At 46.1% G+C, this 17,534-nt stretch carries 19 protein-coding genes and 1 other RNA gene; 11 read left to right on the top strand and 9 right to left on the bottom strand.

What is annotated here, in order from left to right:
• Positions 1-289 precede the first annotated feature (289 nt).
• Together MHB82_RS10200 and MHB82_RS10195 are read left to right on the top strand one after the other, a co-directional pair.
• Positions 290-718 carry a MerR family transcriptional regulator gene (locus MHB82_RS10200; RefSeq protein ID WP_095288009.1) on the top strand — a complete coding sequence of 143 codons (429 nt, stop codon included), beginning with the start codon at positions 290-292 and terminating at the stop codon, positions 716-718.
• Between the two features lie 28 nt (positions 719-746).
• Entirely contained in the window at positions 747-1,427 is a 681-nt protein-coding gene (locus tag MHB82_RS10195; protein WP_095358851.1) for a zinc metallopeptidase, read from the top strand.
• Between the two features lie 38 nt (positions 1,428-1,465).
• On the opposite strand, the gene MHB82_RS10190 is transcribed toward MHB82_RS10195, so the two are convergent.
• Positions 1,466-2,377, bottom strand: coding sequence for a LysR family transcriptional regulator (locus tag MHB82_RS10190; protein WP_095288011.1), 912 nt, complete (start codon positions 2,375-2,377; stop codon positions 1,466-1,468).
• A 79-nt stretch (positions 2,378-2,456) separates the two neighbouring features.
• A complete protein-coding gene (locus tag MHB82_RS10185; RefSeq protein ID WP_095358852.1) occupies positions 2,457-3,086 on the bottom strand; it encodes a rhomboid family intramembrane serine protease in 630 nt (209 codons plus the stop codon).
• Between the two features lie 146 nt (positions 3,087-3,232).
• On the opposite strand from MHB82_RS10185, the gene tpx reads away from it, so the two are divergent.
• Positions 3,233-3,751 carry a thiol peroxidase gene (gene tpx, locus MHB82_RS10180; protein ID WP_341174585.1) on the top strand — a complete coding sequence of 173 codons (519 nt, stop codon included), beginning with the start codon at positions 3,233-3,235 and terminating at the stop codon, positions 3,749-3,751.
• A 73-nt stretch (positions 3,752-3,824) separates the two neighbouring features.
• On the opposite strand, the gene MHB82_RS10175 is transcribed toward tpx, so the two are convergent.
• From MHB82_RS10175 to MHB82_RS10160, 4 genes are all read right to left on the bottom strand, one after another.
• Positions 3,825-4,217, bottom strand: a complete 393-nt coding sequence (locus tag MHB82_RS10175; RefSeq protein ID WP_095358853.1) for a DUF1499 domain-containing protein — start codon at positions 4,215-4,217, stop codon at positions 3,825-3,827.
• A 185-nt stretch (positions 4,218-4,402) separates the two neighbouring features.
• A non-coding RNA gene (gene ssrS / locus MHB82_RS10170) (6S RNA) lies at positions 4,403-4,594 on the bottom strand.
• Positions 4,595-4,645: 51 nt separating this feature from the next.
• On the bottom strand, positions 4,646-5,455 hold the full coding sequence (locus tag MHB82_RS10165) for a YesL family protein (protein WP_341174584.1): 810 nt from the start codon (positions 5,453-5,455) through the stop codon (positions 4,646-4,648).
• A 206-nt stretch (positions 5,456-5,661) separates the two neighbouring features.
• Positions 5,662-7,236 (bottom strand): DEAD/DEAH box helicase, encoded by a 1,575-nt coding sequence (locus MHB82_RS10160; RefSeq protein ID WP_095288016.1) that lies wholly within the window; start codon positions 7,234-7,236, stop codon positions 5,662-5,664.
• Positions 7,237-7,538: 302 nt separating this feature from the next.
• Between MHB82_RS10160 and MHB82_RS10155 the strand changes: the two genes are divergently transcribed.
• The 4 genes from MHB82_RS10155 (at position 7,539) to MHB82_RS10140 (ending at position 11,613) form a co-directional block, all read left to right on the top strand.
• Entirely contained in the window at positions 7,539-8,360 is an 822-nt protein-coding gene (locus tag MHB82_RS10155; protein ID WP_095288017.1) for a YitT family protein, read from the top strand.
• Positions 8,361-8,534: 174 nt separating this feature from the next.
• Positions 8,535-8,723 carry a hypothetical protein gene (locus MHB82_RS10150; protein WP_170948057.1) on the top strand — a complete coding sequence of 63 codons (189 nt, stop codon included), beginning with the start codon at positions 8,535-8,537 and terminating at the stop codon, positions 8,721-8,723.
• 162 nt (positions 8,724-8,885) lie between these two features.
• Positions 8,886-10,067, top strand: a complete 1,182-nt coding sequence (locus MHB82_RS10145; RefSeq protein WP_341174583.1) for a putative glycoside hydrolase — start codon at positions 8,886-8,888, stop codon at positions 10,065-10,067.
• A 181-nt stretch (positions 10,068-10,248) separates the two neighbouring features.
• Entirely contained in the window at positions 10,249-11,613 is a 1,365-nt protein-coding gene (locus MHB82_RS10140; protein ID WP_341176617.1) for an MATE family efflux transporter, read from the top strand.
• Positions 11,614-11,705: 92 nt separating this feature from the next.
• On the opposite strand, the gene pfkA is transcribed toward MHB82_RS10140, so the two are convergent.
• Together pfkA and MHB82_RS10130 are read right to left on the bottom strand one after the other, a co-directional pair.
• Positions 11,706-12,677 (bottom strand): 6-phosphofructokinase, encoded by a 972-nt coding sequence (pfkA, locus tag MHB82_RS10135; RefSeq protein WP_095358856.1) that lies wholly within the window; start codon positions 12,675-12,677, stop codon positions 11,706-11,708.
• 54 nt (positions 12,678-12,731) lie between these two features.
• Positions 12,732-13,757 carry a tetraprenyl-beta-curcumene synthase family protein gene (locus MHB82_RS10130; RefSeq protein WP_095288097.1) on the bottom strand — a complete coding sequence of 342 codons (1,026 nt, stop codon included), beginning with the start codon at positions 13,755-13,757 and terminating at the stop codon, positions 12,732-12,734.
• Between the two features lie 233 nt (positions 13,758-13,990).
• Between MHB82_RS10130 and MHB82_RS10125 the strand changes: the two genes are divergently transcribed.
• On the top strand, positions 13,991-15,331 hold the full coding sequence (locus MHB82_RS10125; protein ID WP_095358925.1) for a multi antimicrobial extrusion protein MatE: 1,341 nt from the start codon (positions 13,991-13,993) through the stop codon (positions 15,329-15,331).
• 35 nt (positions 15,332-15,366) lie between these two features.
• On the top strand, positions 15,367-16,545 hold the full coding sequence (locus MHB82_RS10120; RefSeq protein WP_341174582.1) for an MFS transporter: 1,179 nt from the start codon (positions 15,367-15,369) through the stop codon (positions 16,543-16,545).
• Between the two features lie 129 nt (positions 16,546-16,674).
• Here the strand turns inward: MHB82_RS10120 and MHB82_RS10115 are convergent, their stop codons facing one another.
• Positions 16,675-16,872 carry a cold shock domain-containing protein gene (locus tag MHB82_RS10115; RefSeq protein WP_056700251.1) on the bottom strand — a complete coding sequence of 66 codons (198 nt, stop codon included), beginning with the start codon at positions 16,870-16,872 and terminating at the stop codon, positions 16,675-16,677.
• Between the two features lie 163 nt (positions 16,873-17,035).
• On the opposite strand from MHB82_RS10115, the gene MHB82_RS10110 reads away from it, so the two are divergent.
• Both MHB82_RS10110 and MHB82_RS10105 read left to right on the top strand, forming a co-directional pair.
• Positions 17,036-17,269, top strand: coding sequence for a hypothetical protein (locus MHB82_RS10110; RefSeq protein ID WP_095288024.1), 234 nt, complete (start codon positions 17,036-17,038; stop codon positions 17,267-17,269).
• 3 nt (positions 17,270-17,272) lie between these two features.
• Positions 17,273-17,458: a hypothetical protein gene (locus MHB82_RS10105; RefSeq protein WP_095288025.1), complete on the top strand. Its 186-nt coding sequence runs from the start codon at positions 17,273-17,275 to the stop codon at positions 17,456-17,458.
• Positions 17,459-17,534: the final 76 nt, after the last annotated feature.

The following is a 17,534-nucleotide window of genomic DNA, read 5'->3' as shown; positions in this document are numbered from 1 at the left end:
GAAGACAGGAAAGTTGACAAGAGTATTTTAATCAAATCAGAAAAATATTTCTGGGAATAAAGTCATACGTCTTTTTCTTGCACTTAAGTACATATTCATGTCCTGTGAGCACATAGACATAGAAGCATGCCTCTTTCACAATAAAAGCATAACGTTTGACTGTATGGTTAAAGATCATGTATCATAACTATATAGTAAGAAAAGAATGGGGCGGAGTCTGTAAAGCCGCAAGTGGAATCTACAATTCCCTACAATAGAACTTGCAAGCGAGGTGAATACCATTGGGGATATGAAACTGTTTCGGATTGGCGAACTTGCCAAGACCGCTGGTGTGAGTGAACGGACGATTGATTACTACACGAAGCTTGGTTTGATCGCTCCTGAAGAGCGGACAGAAAAAAACTATCGTCTATATAGTAATGAAACTTTAACCAGGCTCGAACGTATTGTACAGATGAAACAAGAGAAATATAGTCTCGACGAGATTAAGCAATCTCTTGAGAAGTGGAGTCTGGTTAGCACAGAAGAGCAGGTTGCCAGCAAACTGACAACACTTGAGCTCCATGTTCAACAACTTGAGCGAGAGGTCAATGAACTCAAACCACTGCTTGGCGAGATGAAACCTGTACAAGCACGTAAAATGATGGCTGGCCTACTTACGAAAAGTGCTGGTACCATGGAAGCCTTGAAAATCTTGCTTGAGAACACCATGATGTAGCTTATTATTAGAAAGCGGAGGAATGAATATGAGTTTTAATAACGGTATGTTCGTTTTGATCATTATCGCCTTTTTGCTCTCCTTGTGGGCGCAATTTCGCGTGAAGAGCACATTCAACCGTTGGTCTGGTGTCCAAAACCTGAACGGCATGACCGGGTATGATGCAGCTCGTCATATGCTGGATGCCAACGGTCTGCACGATGTCCCAATCGAACCCGTGCGCGGGGCCCTTTCAGATCACTACGATCCGATTAACCGGGTTGTACGATTGTCCGAACCTGTATATTATGAAAATTCGATCTCAGCTGTTTCCGTAGCCTGTCACGAGGTCGGCCATGCCATACAGCACAAGGAAAGTTATCCGATGCTCGTACTTCGTCACCGGATCTTCCCGATTGTGAACTTTGCATCCGGAATTGCACCTTTTCTACTTATTGCAGGATTCATCTTTAGCGCAATGAACCTTGTTGGTCTCGGTATCATCTTCTTCTCTGTTACCGTTGCGTTCCAGCTCATCACGTTGCCAGTAGAGTTCAATGCCAGCAATCGCGCTCGTGAAATCATGGTTTCTGAAGGTTACATTCGAAATGAAGAAGAAAAAGGCGTTGCCAAGGTTCTGAACGCCGCAGCGTTAACATACGTAGCAGCTGCACTGATCTCCCTGCTTGAATTGATCCGTTACATCGGAATTTTCAACAGTCGCGACTAATCAAACATAATAGAAAAAAAAAAACAATACCCCACCGTTTACTCGGATGGGGTATTGTTTTGCTGTAAACCGAAATAGTTAAGTAAAAACGAACGAAATGACTGTGCTACAAGGGGTAATTTGTCATCCGCACGATGGATTAAACCAATGGTCCGCGTTACTTTTGGATGAGAAATGGCCACATGTGCCGGTTGTAGTGGATTCGTCTGGAAAAGTGCCATTTCTGGCAGCAGACTCACTCCCATGCCCGCTGCAACCAACCCGCGGATGGTATCCGTCTCTTCACCTTCAAAAGCAATTTTCGGCGTAAACCCTGCTTCCAGGCAGGCATGCCAGACGATCGGACGCAATGAGTACCCTTTGCTGAACAGAACAAATTTATCATCTTTGAGCTGTTCAAGTGCGATTTCCTCTTCTCCTGCAAGCGGGTGATTTGGAGGAAGAATGGCATGTAATTCTTCGGTTAGCACGATATCACCTGCGACCTGATCATGCTTTTCCGGGAAAGGTGATATGAAAGCCAGATCCACCTCAGCAGACAGCACGTCACGAATGAGCGTCGGGAACATGCCCTGCTTAAATCTGAATTTGACATTGGGATAACGCTGACGAAATGCGGCCACGACCGAAGGAATCAGATGAATACCCAGACTATGAGGAAAACCAATACGAATTTCACCATGTTCCGGGTCCAAAAACTCATGAACTTCCCCGACTGCTTTGTCCAGATCCTTTAAAATCCCTTCAACACGTTTGCAGAAGAGCTGACCTACTGCGGTCAACTGCAGATTCCGCCCCTTTTGCATAAAGAGGTCAACACCCAGCTCTTCCTCCAGCTGATGAATCTGGCGACTCACTGCTGACTGTGCGACATGCAGCTCTTCAGCTGCCTGGGTCACATGCTCCTTCTGTGCCACTTTCAAAAAGTAATGCAACTGTCTTAATTCCACTCGCCTGATCTCTCCATTCTGCTATACCCTTCTTAGACCTGCCTGCATTCCGTCTTCAGATCATTACACCCTCACGTGTTTATTGCTTTCTGAATTTCCTAGGCCGCCACAATCGGATAAGAAGTCCGTAAATAAAGAATCCACCCAACAATCCACCCAAGTGAGCCATCCAGTTGATGCCCGACATGGCAAATGAGAAAATAATACCGAATGCAAGCAGTGTATACAACGTTTTGCGCGATGCTTCATCCATCATCGTCCGCTGGAACAGAGCAACATACAGAAACGCACCATAAATCCCGTAAATGGCTCCTGATGCACCTACAGAGATTGTTGTTTCTCCTGCAGAGTTATACCAGGCAAGTGCCAAGACATTACCCAGAACCCCGCTGCCCAGATATAATAAGCCATATCTTACCGACCCGAGCAAACGCTCCATCGGAGGCGCGAATACAACCAGTGCAAAGCTGTTAAACAGCAGATGACTGAAACCAGCATGAAGAAAAATGGACGAAAAATATCTCCACCATTCTCCCGAGAAAAACTCATGGTTAGTCAAAGCACCAAATCTCAGCAATGTCATTGTATTCGTCGATCCACCATTAGCAGCAAGTAATATAAACATCACGACATTGGCAACCAACAAAATTGACGTCAGCGGGAAAAACTTCAAATAACTTCTCCAATTTTCATACCGAATAAATATCATACGTTTTCCCTTTCACTCCACCCTGTTCAGATCTTCCTTCACTTGGTATTCATTATCATAATTACACGCCCGAATTGGACAATGCCTTTCATAAAAGATTATAATGGATTTTGGCACGGATCACCAATTTAAGGAGGAACATTATTATGGCACAAGAACGTACAGGCGCAGCCACATTCAAAGGCAACCCTATTACATTGATCGGACCCGAATTGAAAGTGGGCGATCAAGCTCCCGATTTTACATTGAGCAAAAACTTGCTTGAAGATGCATCCCTGAAAGACTTCGCAGGCAAAATCAAACTAATCAGCGTCGTTCCTTCACTGGATACTGGAGTATGCGATGCCCAAACTCGCCGCTTCAATGTTGAAGCCGGAGACCTTGGCGACAATGTTATCGTTTTGACGGTAAGCGTTGACCTTCCATTCGCACAGGAACGCTGGTGCGGAGCAGCCGGTGTAGACCGCGTTGTAACATTGTCCGACTACAAAACACGCTCTTTCGGCGAAAACTACGGTGTTCTGATCAAGGAATTCCAATTGGACATGCGTTCCATCTTCGTAGTGGATACCGAAGACCGGATTACATATGTGGAATATCTGCCTGAGATGACAGAATCCCCTAACTTCGAGCAAGCCATTGCTGCTGTAAAAGCTTTGCTGTAAAAGGAATCCACGTTCAGAACAAAAGCGAGGAAGGTTCACCTTCTCTCGCTTTTTGTTTTACCATCCATCTATTTCAATCGTTTGCCTTATATTTGACGAGCTTCTTATCGAGCACAGAAAACAGATTCATGATCGTTCGATAATTGGAACCCAGATCTCCAAGCGAACCACGTGAAGCTGAATACATATCTACTGCACTTCGAACCGGACTTACCGAAATAACTGAAACCGTAATATCCATGGTCCTCCCAAACGTCGTGCGTTTCTCCAGAATAATCTCTCCGACCGAAGGAACCTCGTGAAGCACCTTATAACCCGGAATCTTTTTCAATGTCGAAGAAACTTCTTCCCAGGCTCTTTCTTTGGATAAATTATAATACCGTGTTTTTAATTTGGGATCCTTGGCTCGATCGCTGGTTCCCTCCATACTGCGGATGATACCGACGAGCGTTCTCTTTAAGGTCAAGACCCTTCCTCCTTTGAATGTAACCGTTCCATTTATGTATTCTAGTGTAACATTGTTCAGGTAGTAACAAAAGGGCGTACCGCGCTTTTAACGCAAATACACTAGTCAAAATATAAATGTTCAAACAAAAAACACCCTGAGCTTCCTGGATTAGAGGAAAGAGTCAGGGTGCTGTACTTGTAACATAGGAACCCGCCATGCCGTCCGGCTACATTGTCTTATGAACCTGCTTGGCAGGTGGGTGACCGCAATAATGTATTTTTGAAGTCCCCATGTCGTATAGACAGGGCGTTTCAGCAACATTCTGTGTAGATCTCCCGAAGACATCATCATTGGTTCAAAACAACGAATAACCGAAACGTACATCGCAGGATGTACAGTTATTATATCCCTAACCGCGTAAAAAGTAAATGGTGACGCCTCATGTTTTATTTTTGAAGATTATCGCTTTTCACGTCAGAGGCTTCAAGATCACCGATTTTATCTGCTCCATCATCATTTTGCGCCGCTTCTTCCTCTTCCTTCTTCTGCTGCATTTTCTCCATCTGCTCCTGCATCTTCATGAAGGTTGCGTAGAAGTTAAAGAATGCAAACCAGGCAATGATACTGATAATAAAGAAGACAAACAATACCGGATACCGGAATCCAATGTAAAACAATAGTCCGCTTCCGAGCAATGTGGAGAATACACGAAACGGTCTAATCAGAGTCAAAAGTACTGCATTTTTAATAATGAGTCCGATTGACATATGATAGTGTACAACCATCGAAAAAAAGTTAAACAAGGAAACAAACAAAAGTAACAGCAGCACAAGCATGATAATTCCCACAAGCTGCATATTGCGGAACTGTGTCATGTATACCGTGTAATCCAGATACATGATGGCAAAAAGCAAGGTGTAAAATATGCCCCCGATTAAGCTTTGTTTGTAGTTCTCTTTGTAGCCTACAAAGAACGTACGGAAGATCGGCACATCCGTGTCACCCATATTCCATTTACGAACGACCGTAAAAAGGGCCGATGTTGCCGGAAATAGTGTAAGCGGTGCCACAATAGCTATAGCCCAGTTCATTTGCAATGATTCATTTGCGAGGTTCTGCTGCATAACGAGCAGTTTCATAATCAAGAAAAACAAGAACGGAGACGAACAAATAGCCCACAACAGATTGGTTGCGGCCAGTCTCGTAATCCACTCTGTAAGCCGATAGATCCCACCCATAGCTCCTTTAAATTCCAAACATTTCTCCTCCTCCGCAGCCTTGCGTATAACCTGAAGTCTAATATTAATATACCTTATTATTGATAGGAAAAGCCAGTACTTCCCGAAAACAGATCAGTAACCCTGCTTGTTAAGAGCTCTAAAGCGTAACGGATTCAGGCAATTTGAGACATAAAAAAAAATGGAGCAGTTGCCTGCCCCATTTCTTAAATCAGTCTTGCATATTATTCAAAAGAAGAATCTTTCGCAGGACGACGTCCTTCGTTGTTGCTTGGACGTGGTTTGCGGTCACGGTTGTAACCACCTTCTCTGCTTCCACCGCCACTGCTGTTGCGATCGCGATTGTATCCTCCACGTCCGCCACCACTGCTGTTGCGGTCACGGTTGTAGCCACCGCCACCACCGCTACGGTTGCTGCTGTAACCTGATGGCTTACGTCCGCCAGAGCGAACATCCGGTTTACGACGTTTCGCACGGATCGGATCTTCAGGAGTCAGATCAACTTGAGCATCTTTTTTGTCGCCTGTAAGGAGCTTCAGGGAAGCTGACAACAGTTGAACAGAATCGTATTGCTCAAGCAATTGGATAGCGATACCTTTGTATTCGTTCAGTTCGCCATTTTGTACGATTTCGAGCAAGCGCTCAGCTGTCAAACGTTGCTTTCCTTCTACTGCTTCGGCCAATGTTGGCAGAGGCTTACGAGGGATACGGTGACGAGTTACACGCTCAATAAAGTGCAGGTGATCAATCTCACGCGGTGTAACAAAGGACCAAGCAGCACCCTCTTTACCAGCACGTCCCGTACGACCGATACGGTGAACGTAACTTTCCGGATCTTGTGGAAGGTCGAAGTTCACAACGTGTGTTACGCCAGATACGTCGAGGCCACGTGCAGCTACGTCAGTTGCAACGAGTACGTCAATACTTCCATCACGGAATTTACGCATTACTGTATCACGTTGGTTCTGGGACAGGTCACCATGTAGACCGTCTGCAGAATATCCACGTTTTTGCAATGCTTCAGCCAATTCGTCAACACGACGTTTTGTACGACCGAATACGATTGCGAGCTCTGGAGATTCCATATCAAGCAAGCGGCTAAGCGCTTCAAACTTTTGACGTTCTGGCACTTCAATGTACGCTTGGTCAATCAAAGGTGCGCTAACTTGTTTCGGAATAACGGACACGTGCTCTGGGTTGTTCAAGAATTGCTGAGCCAATTTTTGAATGTTAGGAGGCATTGTTGCTGAGAAGAGCATCGTTTGACGGTCAGCTGGAACTTGTTTCAGGATGGATTGGATATCCTCCATGAAGCCCATGTCAAGCATTTCATCTGCTTCATCCAATACAACAGTTTGTACATCTTCAAGTTTAATCGTTTTGCGGTTGATGTGATCCAGGAGACGTCCAGGTGTACCGATGATAATCTGTGGTTTTCTTTTCAGTGCACGGATTTGACGAACGATATCTTGTCCTCCGTAAATTGGCAGGGAGCGCAAACCTTTGAAGCGGGTAAGTTTTTCGATCTCTTCGGCAACTTGGATCGCAAGTTCACGTGTAGGTGCCATAATGAGGGCGCGGATTTTTTCGTCACTTTTGGAGATTTTGCTGATCAGCGGAATACCGAATGCAGCTGTTTTACCGGTACCTGTTTGAGCTTGGCCGATCAAATCTCTGCCTTCTAGCGCAATTGGGATCGATTTGGATTGAATCGGCGTTGCCTCTTCAAACCCGAGTTCGGTGATGGCTTGCAGCACCAGTGGTTCAAGATTGAAATCTACGAAATTTAAATTTGTCAAAATTATTCATACTCCTTCTATAGGGTGGACATGGTGGACAATCCACTTTGTTGTCTGTATTCTTAAGTAGCGTTAATATTTATAGGGTATCCCATCTGGGCAAATTATTTTCATTATCAACATAATTCGTGAATGGGTCCCCAACATAAGACTAAAACTACATACATGTGTGTGAAACATTTCAAATTTTATCGTTCCATTTGGAAAAAGTTCCCTACTCAAGAATATCCACAAATCATTATATCACAAAACAATTCAAGATTACCAGCAATCTGGTTTTAAATATAAATGAGGTGATTAAATTGCCCAAAATAATATGGCACTCTTTAGTGATCATATTGGGTGCTGCAGCTATTGCCTGTGGCTTCAACTGGTTTTTGGTCCCCCATCAGCTGCTAAGCGGCGGGGTATCCGGTATTTCCATGCTTCTTGGTTATTTTACAAGTTTGAATCTTAGTATAATGTACTTTGTTCTTAACATTCCTCTGTTAGTCGCAGGTTGGTTTATTCTTGGACGACGATTTATTATATTAAGCATCGTGTCGGTAGCAGCCACATCCTGGTTTATCGGATTGCTGCCTGTTTTTGTCGTGGCAACAGACCCTCTGCTCAGCTGTGTGTTCGGCGGCGTGCTCGTAGGTCTCGGTACAGGTATCTCCTTCCGTGTAGGCGGTTCTACAGGAGGACTCGACATTGTGGGTTCCATCTTCACGCGTTACCGGGATTTCCCGATCGGTACCGTTATGGCGGGTATGAATGGAGCTATTATTATGCTCGCTGGTTATCTGAACAATGACTGGAATATCGCTCTCGCCTCCATGGTTTCGATCTACATTACAGGTAAGGTGCTTGATCTGATCCACATCAGCCATGTAAAGGTGACGTTGTACATTATTACGAACGAGACGGAAGCCATGTTGAAAAAATTGCTGGTTCGTCCCCGTGGTGTCACCAAGATCAAAACTCAGGGAGCATACACCGACATTGAAAAGGACATGTTAATGACAGTGACTACTCGGTATGAGCTGGTTGAAATTAAACGCATCATCAAAGAAACCGACCCAAATGCGTTCGTCAATATCGTAGAAACAGTCGGTGTCATGGGTTCTTTCCGCCGAAGTTGAGACACATGTACGGTTAACAATTTATATAATTGTGGTATAATAATTGTGCACTGCTCCTAAATATGATGTATAGCAGGATCTGCCCTTCACTTTCACAGGCCATATGCTTTTCCGATTCGCGCCGAATGACTTACCATTTTGGAATTCGAGTAGGAAAGGGTGATTATTGTGGATATGGAAACGGTAAAACTGTTTGAAATCGTCAACAGATGGTGCCCGGAAATGCTCCCTTTCTTGAAACCGAATGAGCTCGATTCACTTATTGTTCTCCGGGATGGGCTGGGCATTCTGGAGCAGGGAGACGCAATGGAAATCATTCAGTACAGTATTTGTGAGCATCAGAACGACATCTACATTCAATAATATTTTTCGATTGATCACGCCGCTTCTCGGGAGGTTATCCTCGCAGGAAGCGGTTTTCATTTTTTCCGGAATGTTTCATCGCTTGATTAATATGGTTAAAAGCCCAGAGGCTTTGTTATATAATTCAATCATGGAATGTACATAAAGGGAGTGGGAATAAAAATGAACACGTTTTGGGCTTTACTGGCCATGGCCTTGGGAAGCATCAGTGGAGCAACGGCAACAGCCGATCAGGGTAACCAGCAGCTTCAATCGTTAACCAATAGTTTTAACACCGCCATTATTCAATCCCAAAAGGACCAAGTCGTCATTGATGCGGATAATCCGCCTGCCAAAGTTGACCCTCAGCCGGATGCTCCAGTTGTCAAAGGAATTTATGTTACGGCTTACAGTGCCGGCGGAGCCCGGATGAAGGAGCTGCTCGATCTGATTGATAACACAGAGCTTAACTCCATGGTTATTGATATCAAGGACGACCTCGGATACATAACCTACCCTACAGAGAACCAATCGCTACAGAAAATGGGCAAATCCCAACCGTTTATAAGGGATATTGACGCCTTAATGAAACGACTGCAAAAACATGAGGTCTACCCGATTGCCCGGGTCGTTGTATTCAAAGATACGATTCTTGCCAAAAAAAATCCGGAGCTTTCCTTCCGAAACAAGGATGGATCGGTATGGGCCAATGGCAAAGGCGACAGTTTCGTGAATCCGTACAGCAAGGAAGTCTGGGACTATAATATTGAAATCGCCAAGGAAGCCGCCATGCTTGGATTCAAGGAAATTCAATTTGACTATGTGCGTTTCCCAGAAGGTTTCGAGAACCGTGCCGATATACTGAAGTACACCAAAACCGACAAATCGCGGGTCGATGTTGTTGCGGAATTTGTTCAATACGCCCGCAAGGAGCTTGCGCCTCTGGGTGTCCGGGTTTCCGTTGATATTTTCGGCTATGCGGCCTCTGTACCCGCAGCAGAAGGGATCGGTCAGGACTTTGTTAAAATCTCCGAAAATGTGGACGTGATCTCACCGATGGTCTATCCAAGTCACTACTCCACTGGATGGTATGGCGTAAAGGATCCTGACAAGGACCCTTATACAACGATCAAAGGCTCCATGGAGGATACACATAAGAAACTCGACCCAACCAAGGATCTCAAACCGGTAATTCGGCCTTGGATTCAGGACTTTACGGCCAGCTGGCTCGGCAGTGGACACTACATCAAATACGGCAAAAAGCAGGTTGAAGACCAGATTCGTGCAATGAAAGACATGGATGTGGATGAGTATCTGCTCTGGAATGCGTCCAATCGTTATACCTCAGGTGTGAACTATAAGTAAAGCACTCTTCCCCTACCTATCATCTCCCCGTTCCGCTCACGCGGAGCGGGGTTTTTATTATTTTGCCACGTAATTCCGGCCTTTCCCTGTTCAAATTCAGCAAAATCCACTACAATGAGTAGCTGTCGTATGATAGTTTGATGATCATTCTTATATGAATAGCGAGGCATTTCAAGTGAACATGACAACCACCCGTTTTTCGCAAAAAGTACAGCAATTCCTGATTATATTTCTACCGATATTCACAACACAAATTGCCCTGTCTGCCATGTCTTTCTTCGACACCAATATGTCAGGCAAGTTTTCCCCCGCGGATCTCGCTGGTGTAGCCATTGGCACGAGTCTGTGGATGCCGGTACAAACCGGGCTTAGCGGTATTCTTATCGGAATCACTCCCGTGGTATCCCACCTGCTGGGTTCCAAGCGCAATGATCAGATCGGCCACAGTGTGATCCAGGCACTCTATCTGGGCATCGCGGTGAGCCTAGCCGTTCTGGCCATCGGAGCCGTGGTACTTACTCCAATTCTGAATGGGATGCCCCTCGAGCCACGGGTTTCCCGGGTAGCTCTTTATTTCTTGAGCGCACTGGCTTTTGGCATTATTCCACTGTTCGGATATACCGTGCTTCGCAGTTTTATGGATGCACTTGGACAGACACGAATAACCATGTTAATTACGTTAGTGTCACTTCCGGTTAATATTTTGCTGAATTATCTGCTCATCTTTGGACGTTGGGGTTTCCCCCAGCTGGGAGGGGTGGGTGCCGGCGTCGCTACCGCGTGTACATACTGGATCATTTTTTTGATCAGCATCTTCTTTGTTCACCGGATAGAACCCTTCGCCCAGTATGGCGTGTTCCGCCATCTCTCCGGCATATCGCTGGGCAAATGGAAAGAATTGCTCAAAATCGGGGTACCCATTGGGTTCGCTACTTTTTTTGAAACGTCAATCTTTGCAGCTGTCACATTAATGATGAGCCGATTTGATACCATCACGATTGCTGCACATCAGGCTGCTCTTAATTTCGCCTCTACGCTGTACATGCTGCCAGTGAGCATATGTATGGCCCTCACCATTCTGGTCGGTTACGAGGCGGGTGCAGGACGTTTGAAAGATGCCAAACAATACAGCTTGCTTGGCATCGGCGGAGCTATTGTACTCTCGCTGCTCACTGCAGTCGTATTGCTCGTGTTCGGGGAACAAATTGCAGGGTTGTATTCAAACGAGCAAGAGGTCATTGCGTTGACTCAGCATTTCCTGATATACGCCATCTTCTTTCAAATTTCAGATGCCATTGCAACACCGACTCAGGGTGCTCTTCGGGGATACAAAGACGTTAATCCTGCACTGATCATTACGTTTGTGGCTTATTGGATCATTGGCCTTCCAGTGGGATACATTACAGCTACGTATACAACGCTCGGTGCTTTTGGATACTGGATCGGCTTGATTGCCGGCCTCGCGGTCGGTGCTGTGGCACTGTTATGGAGGCTATTCCTGGTTCAGCGAAAAGAGGCTGTCCGCATGATCGAGCAATCCAGATAAACCGATCGATATAACTCAAACAGATCATCATGTTGATTCATACAAAAAGAGCACAGCCCGTATAGACGGCGCTGTGCTCTTTTGCTTGTTGTTTATTGAGATAAACGTTGTGCAAGCTCGTAGGTGTTCATATCGAAATCCTTTTTGGTGTTAACAACTTTATCGATGTCTGTCAGAACAAGCTCACCTTTGATAATGCCACATCCCTTGTCGGTCTCTCCCGCGATCAGGCTGCGCACTGCAAAGTCTCCCAGACGGCTGGCAAGGTTGCGGTCAAACGGAGTCGGCGTACCACCACGTTGAATGTGACCCAGTACTGTTACACGCGGCTCATATGTCGGACAGCGTTCCATCAGTTCTTTGGCCACATCTTCACCCCTGCCAACACCTTCGGCAACGATAATGATACTGTGGCGTTTGCCATGTGCGAAGTTGGCTTTCATCCGGTCTGCCACTTCATCCATGTCAAATGGAACTTCCGGCACCAGAATCGTTTCAGCACCCGAAGCCAGTCCGGCATGAAGCGCAATATCACCACAGTGGCGGCCCATAACTTCAACGATGGAAGAACGTTCGTGGGAAGACATGGTATCACGCAGTTTGTTGACTGCATCTACCACAACGCTCACTGCTGTATCGAACCCGATCGTGTAATCCGTAAACGAGATATCGTTATCGATGGTTCCCGGAAGACCCATTGTATTGATTCCCAGTTTACTCAGTTTGTTGGCACCATTGTAGGAGCCGTCCCCACCGATTACAACCAGACCATCAATGCCGCGTGCACGCAGAATGTCCGCTCCCTTTTCCTGACCTTCGGCAGTATAGAACTCTTTGCAGCGGGCCGATTGCAGAACCGTCCCCCCGCGCTGAATGATGTCACCTACACTACGCAGATCCATTGGGAATATATCGTTGTTCAACAGGCCTTGGTACCCACGTTGAACACCGTACACTTCGAGACCATGGAACAGTCCGCTGCGAACCACCGCACGAACAGCCGCGTTCATTCCTTGTGAGTCACCACCGCTCGTTAAAACTGCGATTTTTTTTACTGCTGTCATGATGTTTCTTCCTCCTCTAGTTTCACTTCAGGCTTCCGCAATAATGCGCCTGACTTACATATGCTTGCGAATCCAGCGACTGAAGATAAAGAAAAAAACTCTGGTCATTGGACTCTTCTTCATCAAACGCTTGGATATGGCGCGAACTTCCTGCTGTTCGCTGACTTTGGGATCAGACAGGTAAATGGCAAGCAGTCCTTCGATAATCATCCGGTGAAAAGCACTTCCCGGAATATTCTGCACATCACTGCGGGCCATCTCCACAATAAAAGCAATGCGGTCTAGCATCGTCTCCACATTTTCGTAATAATTGCAGAAGTTGAGATCTCCACCGATACGATCTTCATCCTGATCGATTAAATAATCGAGCATAATGTGCAATGCGCATACATGCGGAAAATAGGCAGTATGGATTGAGGCCGCCTGCTCTTCAGTCAGCTGATCATCACTCGCAGCCAGAAACAGCATGAATACGCCCAGCGTAGAGCCGGTAGCGGCGGCAAATTCGTTCCAACGGAACTGAGGTGTGCGGTGGCGATGCTCTGCCCACCACTCGAGCAGTGCCGTTTCTCTCAGTTCCGGTTTGATGTGCTTATATACCTGCAGGTCCGTGTATAGGCCTGCCAGATCCTGAATTTGGGGCTTGGCGGACGCATATCCAGGCAGCTGACGTGTGAGCTCCTGACATGTCGTCACCAGATTCCGCAAGTATCCACCGTCGTCCTGCTCCTCACGGAGCGCATAATAATTGACCGGTGTTGCTTCGGGATCTACCGCATCAAGCATGGATTGATGGAGAAGCCGAAAATCATTCGGGTCCATCGATGTGCTGCGGTCGCACAGATTGTCCAAATAATCACTAATGGTTTGATAAGAAACGATGAGCGGAATCAAGATGTGCCTCTTTGGCATATCGGGCAAAGCATAAACCGTTCCACCCTCACAGTGAAACTGTTTGTCCTTGAGACTAGCCAGAGCCTGATTGCGCAATTCCTCATTCGGAATTTTCTCAGCTTTAGCTCTCCACTCAGCCAGTTCTTTCCGCGTTTCCGGAATGGTGTACTTGTACACCCTTCTCATCAATTCCAGCGGTCCTCGCGGATATTGATGTCGACTTTGATTAGATTGGCTCAAAATAAATGTGCCTCCACTTGGTTGAATACGTATTAGAGCGATTTTTAACCAATCCCATTATAATATGAACCCCTTAATTGTACAAATGATCTACCGCATAATCACGGGAAAAAGTCGCTTCCGCCAACTAGTCTTTGTGATATACTAAGCATATTTCATCCATCAAAGGAGTCGTTGACATGATGTCAAGTGAGCCTCTCTCGTGGAGACGGTTATTTGCTTTTTTTGTACCACTCGGCATATCCGCCTCTTTGGTTACCATTTCTCACGTAATTATTAATAGTACACTTGCCAGATCCGCCCATCCGGAGACGGTCATCGCCAGCTACGCGATTGCTGGCAGCCTGCTGACTCTCACTGAACGCCCCTCCACACTGCTGCGGCAAACCTGTTCCGCGCTGGTTCGGGACCGCCTGTCCTTTCAGGCCCTCACTTTCGTCACTAAAATATTTCTTGCCTGCGTACTTCTGATCGGATTCTTGATCGTATACTCTCCCATTGGTACAGTGGTGTTTAAATATCTGTTCGGCGTGAGTCCCGATTTATTAACCAAAGTAATTGATGTCTACGAAATCCTGATGTACGTCAGTATCTTCTCGGTCATTCGCAATATCTATCAAGGCATTATTATTACGAATAATCGGACCAAATGGCTGACGATAGGCATGTTATTCCGTCTTGGAGGCATGTATGGCCTATCTTTGTATTTCATCTATACAGACAGTATTAACAGTGGTCGTGTAGGCGCTATCATTTTTGCGGTAGGCATGATGATTGAAGCGCTCGTCAGTTTTCTTGAGGGAAACAGCATCAAGCGTAACATGCCAGCCAAGCTGGAGGATCATCCTGTCGAAAACAAAGGAGACGTTTTCCGCTTCTACAAACCGCTGCTGTTATCCAGTTTTGTCGCCTTGTTCATCGGACCTGTCATTAATATCGTCCTTGGCAAAACAACCGGTATTGCGCTGGCTATCTCTTCTTTTGCCGTAGCCAGCAGTTTGATGCAGCTCATGTTAAGCTTCTTCACCTACATCCATCAAATTGTGCTTAATTTCTATGAGATGGATGCGAAACTGGTGAAAAAATTCGCACTGGTGACCGGATTTATACCTTTTGCCATGACAGCTGCCATAGCCTATACGCCTTTAGGTCCATGGGTACTGGAAAATGTAATGAGTGTTCAAGGAAACCTGCTGCAGCAAAGTTTGTGGACGCTGCGGGCCTTCGTGCTATTTCCGCTGATTTCGCCTTTTCTTGATTTCAGCAATGGACTAATCCTGCTGCGGGGACAGACCAAAACGATGTTCCGCTCCCAGTCAGCCAATGCAATCTGTACCGTGATCGTACTGCTCATTCTGGTTAGTATCTTCCCGGCTTGGAACGGCATGATTGGTGCGGTCGCCCAGTCCCTCGGTCTGCTGGCAGAACTGATCATTGTATGGCTTGTTATCCGGCGCACGCAGAAGGAGCCTACCATGTCTGCCCCACCGTCCCGCAAGTCATCTTCACTTAAAGGCTAAATACTGAAATGTAATGAAGAATGGAGTCTCTCAACATGAAATTAAGTCACAACGCCCGCCCGGATCAAAACTGGCTGCGGGCACTTATGTTTACAATCTTCGGTTCGACCGTGCTGGTGGTATCCTATCTCCAGCTCTACTTCAGTCATCTGGGATTCAGCCGGGCCGAGATTGGCTACTTGTACGGTATCGGTCCACTTGTCTCCGTATTCTCCAACATGTTCTGGAGTATGGCCAGTGACCGCTACAAAACCGTTCGCAAAGTCATGATCATTCTGCTCGGCGGACAATTAATTACAGGTGTCATGCTCGCCAATGCGACGTCCTTTGGCCAAGTATTTATCCTGGTGACGTTATTTTACTTTTTCTACTATCCGGTCTACCCGCTTGCCGATACGATGGCGATTACCACCGCAAGCAAATACGGTCGAAATTTCACGTCCATTCGAGTTTTCGGCTCCATTGGCTATGCATTTTTTGCATTAAGCATTGGTTATTTTCTTGGTTCTTTTGGACCCGGGTGGACGATGTGGGTGTGCGTTACACTTGCGGCCATTACACTTCTGATCGGTTTCCGGTTGCAGGATCAAAATGAACCCTCTGGAAGCGGCAGTAAAATGGAACTCTCGGGACTCTGGGCAATCCTGAAACGCAGAGATGTGTTGAGCTTTTTCGGGTGTGTCTTCCTGCTCGCATTAGGGCATCGGATGAATGAAGCTTTTCTCACCATCACGCTGAAGGATCTCGGTGCCAGTGAAGGCCTGATCGGCTGGTCGCTGCTCATCTCTTCCGTGAGTGAGATTCCTATATTCCTGCTGCTCAGCAAGTATGGCAATCGGTATAAGGAGCTTCCGTTACTCACCTTTGCTGCACTAATGTATACCCTTCGTTTATTGCTGATGTCTGTATCGGATACACCAGCGGCTGTTGTTGCCATTCAAACCATGCATAGCGTCACCTTTGGCATTTTCTACGTAACCGCCGTTCGCTATATTACCCGCCTTGTACCAGATGCGTATCGTGCGACAGGTATGGCCCTGTTCACCATCGTATGGTCAAGTGCCTCAGGTCTGCTCAGCGGAACCTTTGGCGGGTTAATATTGGATCATGCAGGCAGACAGGTCTTTTACCTTACAGCCATGGCCTTCTCACTCGCTGCACTTCTTGGCTTCATCCTGAAGCTGTTATCCAGCATGACCAAACGTGCAGAATGAGCACACCTCGCTCTCCTTTATAAAAAATGAACACAAAAAAGCACAGTCTCCGTAGGGGGACTGTGCTTGGGTTCTTTATATTCAGCTAAAAGCCAATCATTTATAAGAAATCCGTTGAACGGAAAAATCTTACAATTTAGTTACGTTAGCTGCTTGAGGACCACGGTTTCCATCAGTGATTTCGAATTCTACCGCTTGACCTTCTTCCAATGTTTTAAAGCCGTCGCCTTGGATTGCGGAGAAATGTACGAATACGTCCTCGCCGCCTTCAACTGAAATAAAGCCATAGCCTTTTTCTGCGTTAAACCATTTAACTGTACCTTTCAAATGAACAACCTCCTAAAAATATCGCCATCTATGGCGAATACCCTCATTATACTGTATGACTTTCCACTTTGCAATTTATCTTTTCAATAAATGCGGAAAAAATTTGCTTTGAAACGTAGGGTACGGTATCATTTTACCAAAACCGTAAGTTTGGAGACTATCTATGATTAAAAAACATGAAATATACAAAAGAGACAAGTGGAATATGATGACGGTAGAAGTACAAGGCAAATACCTCGTACTCCGTGAAATTTCAGAGGAATGGGGCGAAGAATGCCATACGTTCCTCAGCCGCCCTGCCTTGATGCACTGGGCTGAGCGCCGTTTTCCAAAAGCCGATTTCGAGAACCGCGAGGATGAATGGCGTCAGCTGATGGCTGCTTTCAAAGAGGTGTAATGAATGACGCTTGACTCAAGCAATGTTGTCATCTTCATTATCCTTGCCTTCTCGCTGGGAGTTGTGCTTATTCTGGGACGAAGTTCCATCCCGGATCGACTGCGACGGGGAATGGCCCTAATAGCCACACTGCTTATTTGTTTTGCTTTTTTCCTGATTGTCTATTTCCTGGCCAACATGGGAGCCTAGTGTTCTCAAATATTTCAACAGGCCCGAGGCCATACTATACCGAATTGCTCGTATAGTCAGGAGGAAGGCCGTTGAA

Source organism: Paenibacillus sp. FSL K6-2862 (assembly GCF_038005125.1).
In the GTDB taxonomy this organism is placed as follows: Bacteria; Bacillota; Bacilli; order Paenibacillales; family Paenibacillaceae; genus Paenibacillus; species Paenibacillus illinoisensis_A.
The sequence above is the reverse complement of the archived record's forward strand: the minus strand, read 5'-3'. Positions and strand labels throughout refer to the sequence as shown.

Coding starts and splice junctions, on each gene's coding strand:
- MHB82_RS10200 (WP_095288009.1), top strand. CDS start 290: ATGAAACTGTTTCGGATTGGCGAACTTGCCAAGACCGCTGGTGTGAGT.
- MHB82_RS10195 (WP_095358851.1), top strand. CDS start 747: ATGAGTTTTAATAACGGTATGTTCGTTTTGATCATTATCGCCTTTTTG.
- MHB82_RS10140 (WP_341176617.1), top strand. CDS start 10,249: ATGACAACCACCCGTTTTTCGCAAAAAGTACAGCAATTCCTGATTATA.
- MHB82_RS10150 (WP_170948057.1), top strand. CDS start 8,535: ATGGAAACGGTAAAACTGTTTGAAATCGTCAACAGATGGTGCCCGGAA.
- pfkA (WP_095358856.1), bottom strand. CDS start 12,677: ATGACAGCAGTAAAAAAAATCGCAGTTTTAACGAGCGGTGGTGACTCA.
- MHB82_RS10125 (WP_095358925.1), top strand. CDS start 13,991: ATGATGTCAAGTGAGCCTCTCTCGTGGAGACGGTTATTTGCTTTTTTT.
- MHB82_RS10145 (WP_341174583.1), top strand. CDS start 8,886: ATGAACACGTTTTGGGCTTTACTGGCCATGGCCTTGGGAAGCATCAGT.
- tpx (WP_341174585.1), top strand. CDS start 3,233: ATGGCACAAGAACGTACAGGCGCAGCCACATTCAAAGGCAACCCTATT.
- MHB82_RS10130 (WP_095288097.1), bottom strand. CDS start 13,757: ATGAGAAGGGTGTACAAGTACACCATTCCGGAAACGCGGAAAGAACTG.
- MHB82_RS10105 (WP_095288025.1), top strand. CDS start 17,273: ATGACGCTTGACTCAAGCAATGTTGTCATCTTCATTATCCTTGCCTTC.
- MHB82_RS10110 (WP_095288024.1), top strand. CDS start 17,036: ATGATTAAAAAACATGAAATATACAAAAGAGACAAGTGGAATATGATG.
- MHB82_RS10185 (WP_095358852.1), bottom strand. CDS start 3,086: ATGATATTTATTCGGTATGAAAATTGGAGAAGTTATTTGAAGTTTTTC.
- MHB82_RS10120 (WP_341174582.1), top strand. CDS start 15,367: ATGAAATTAAGTCACAACGCCCGCCCGGATCAAAACTGGCTGCGGGCA.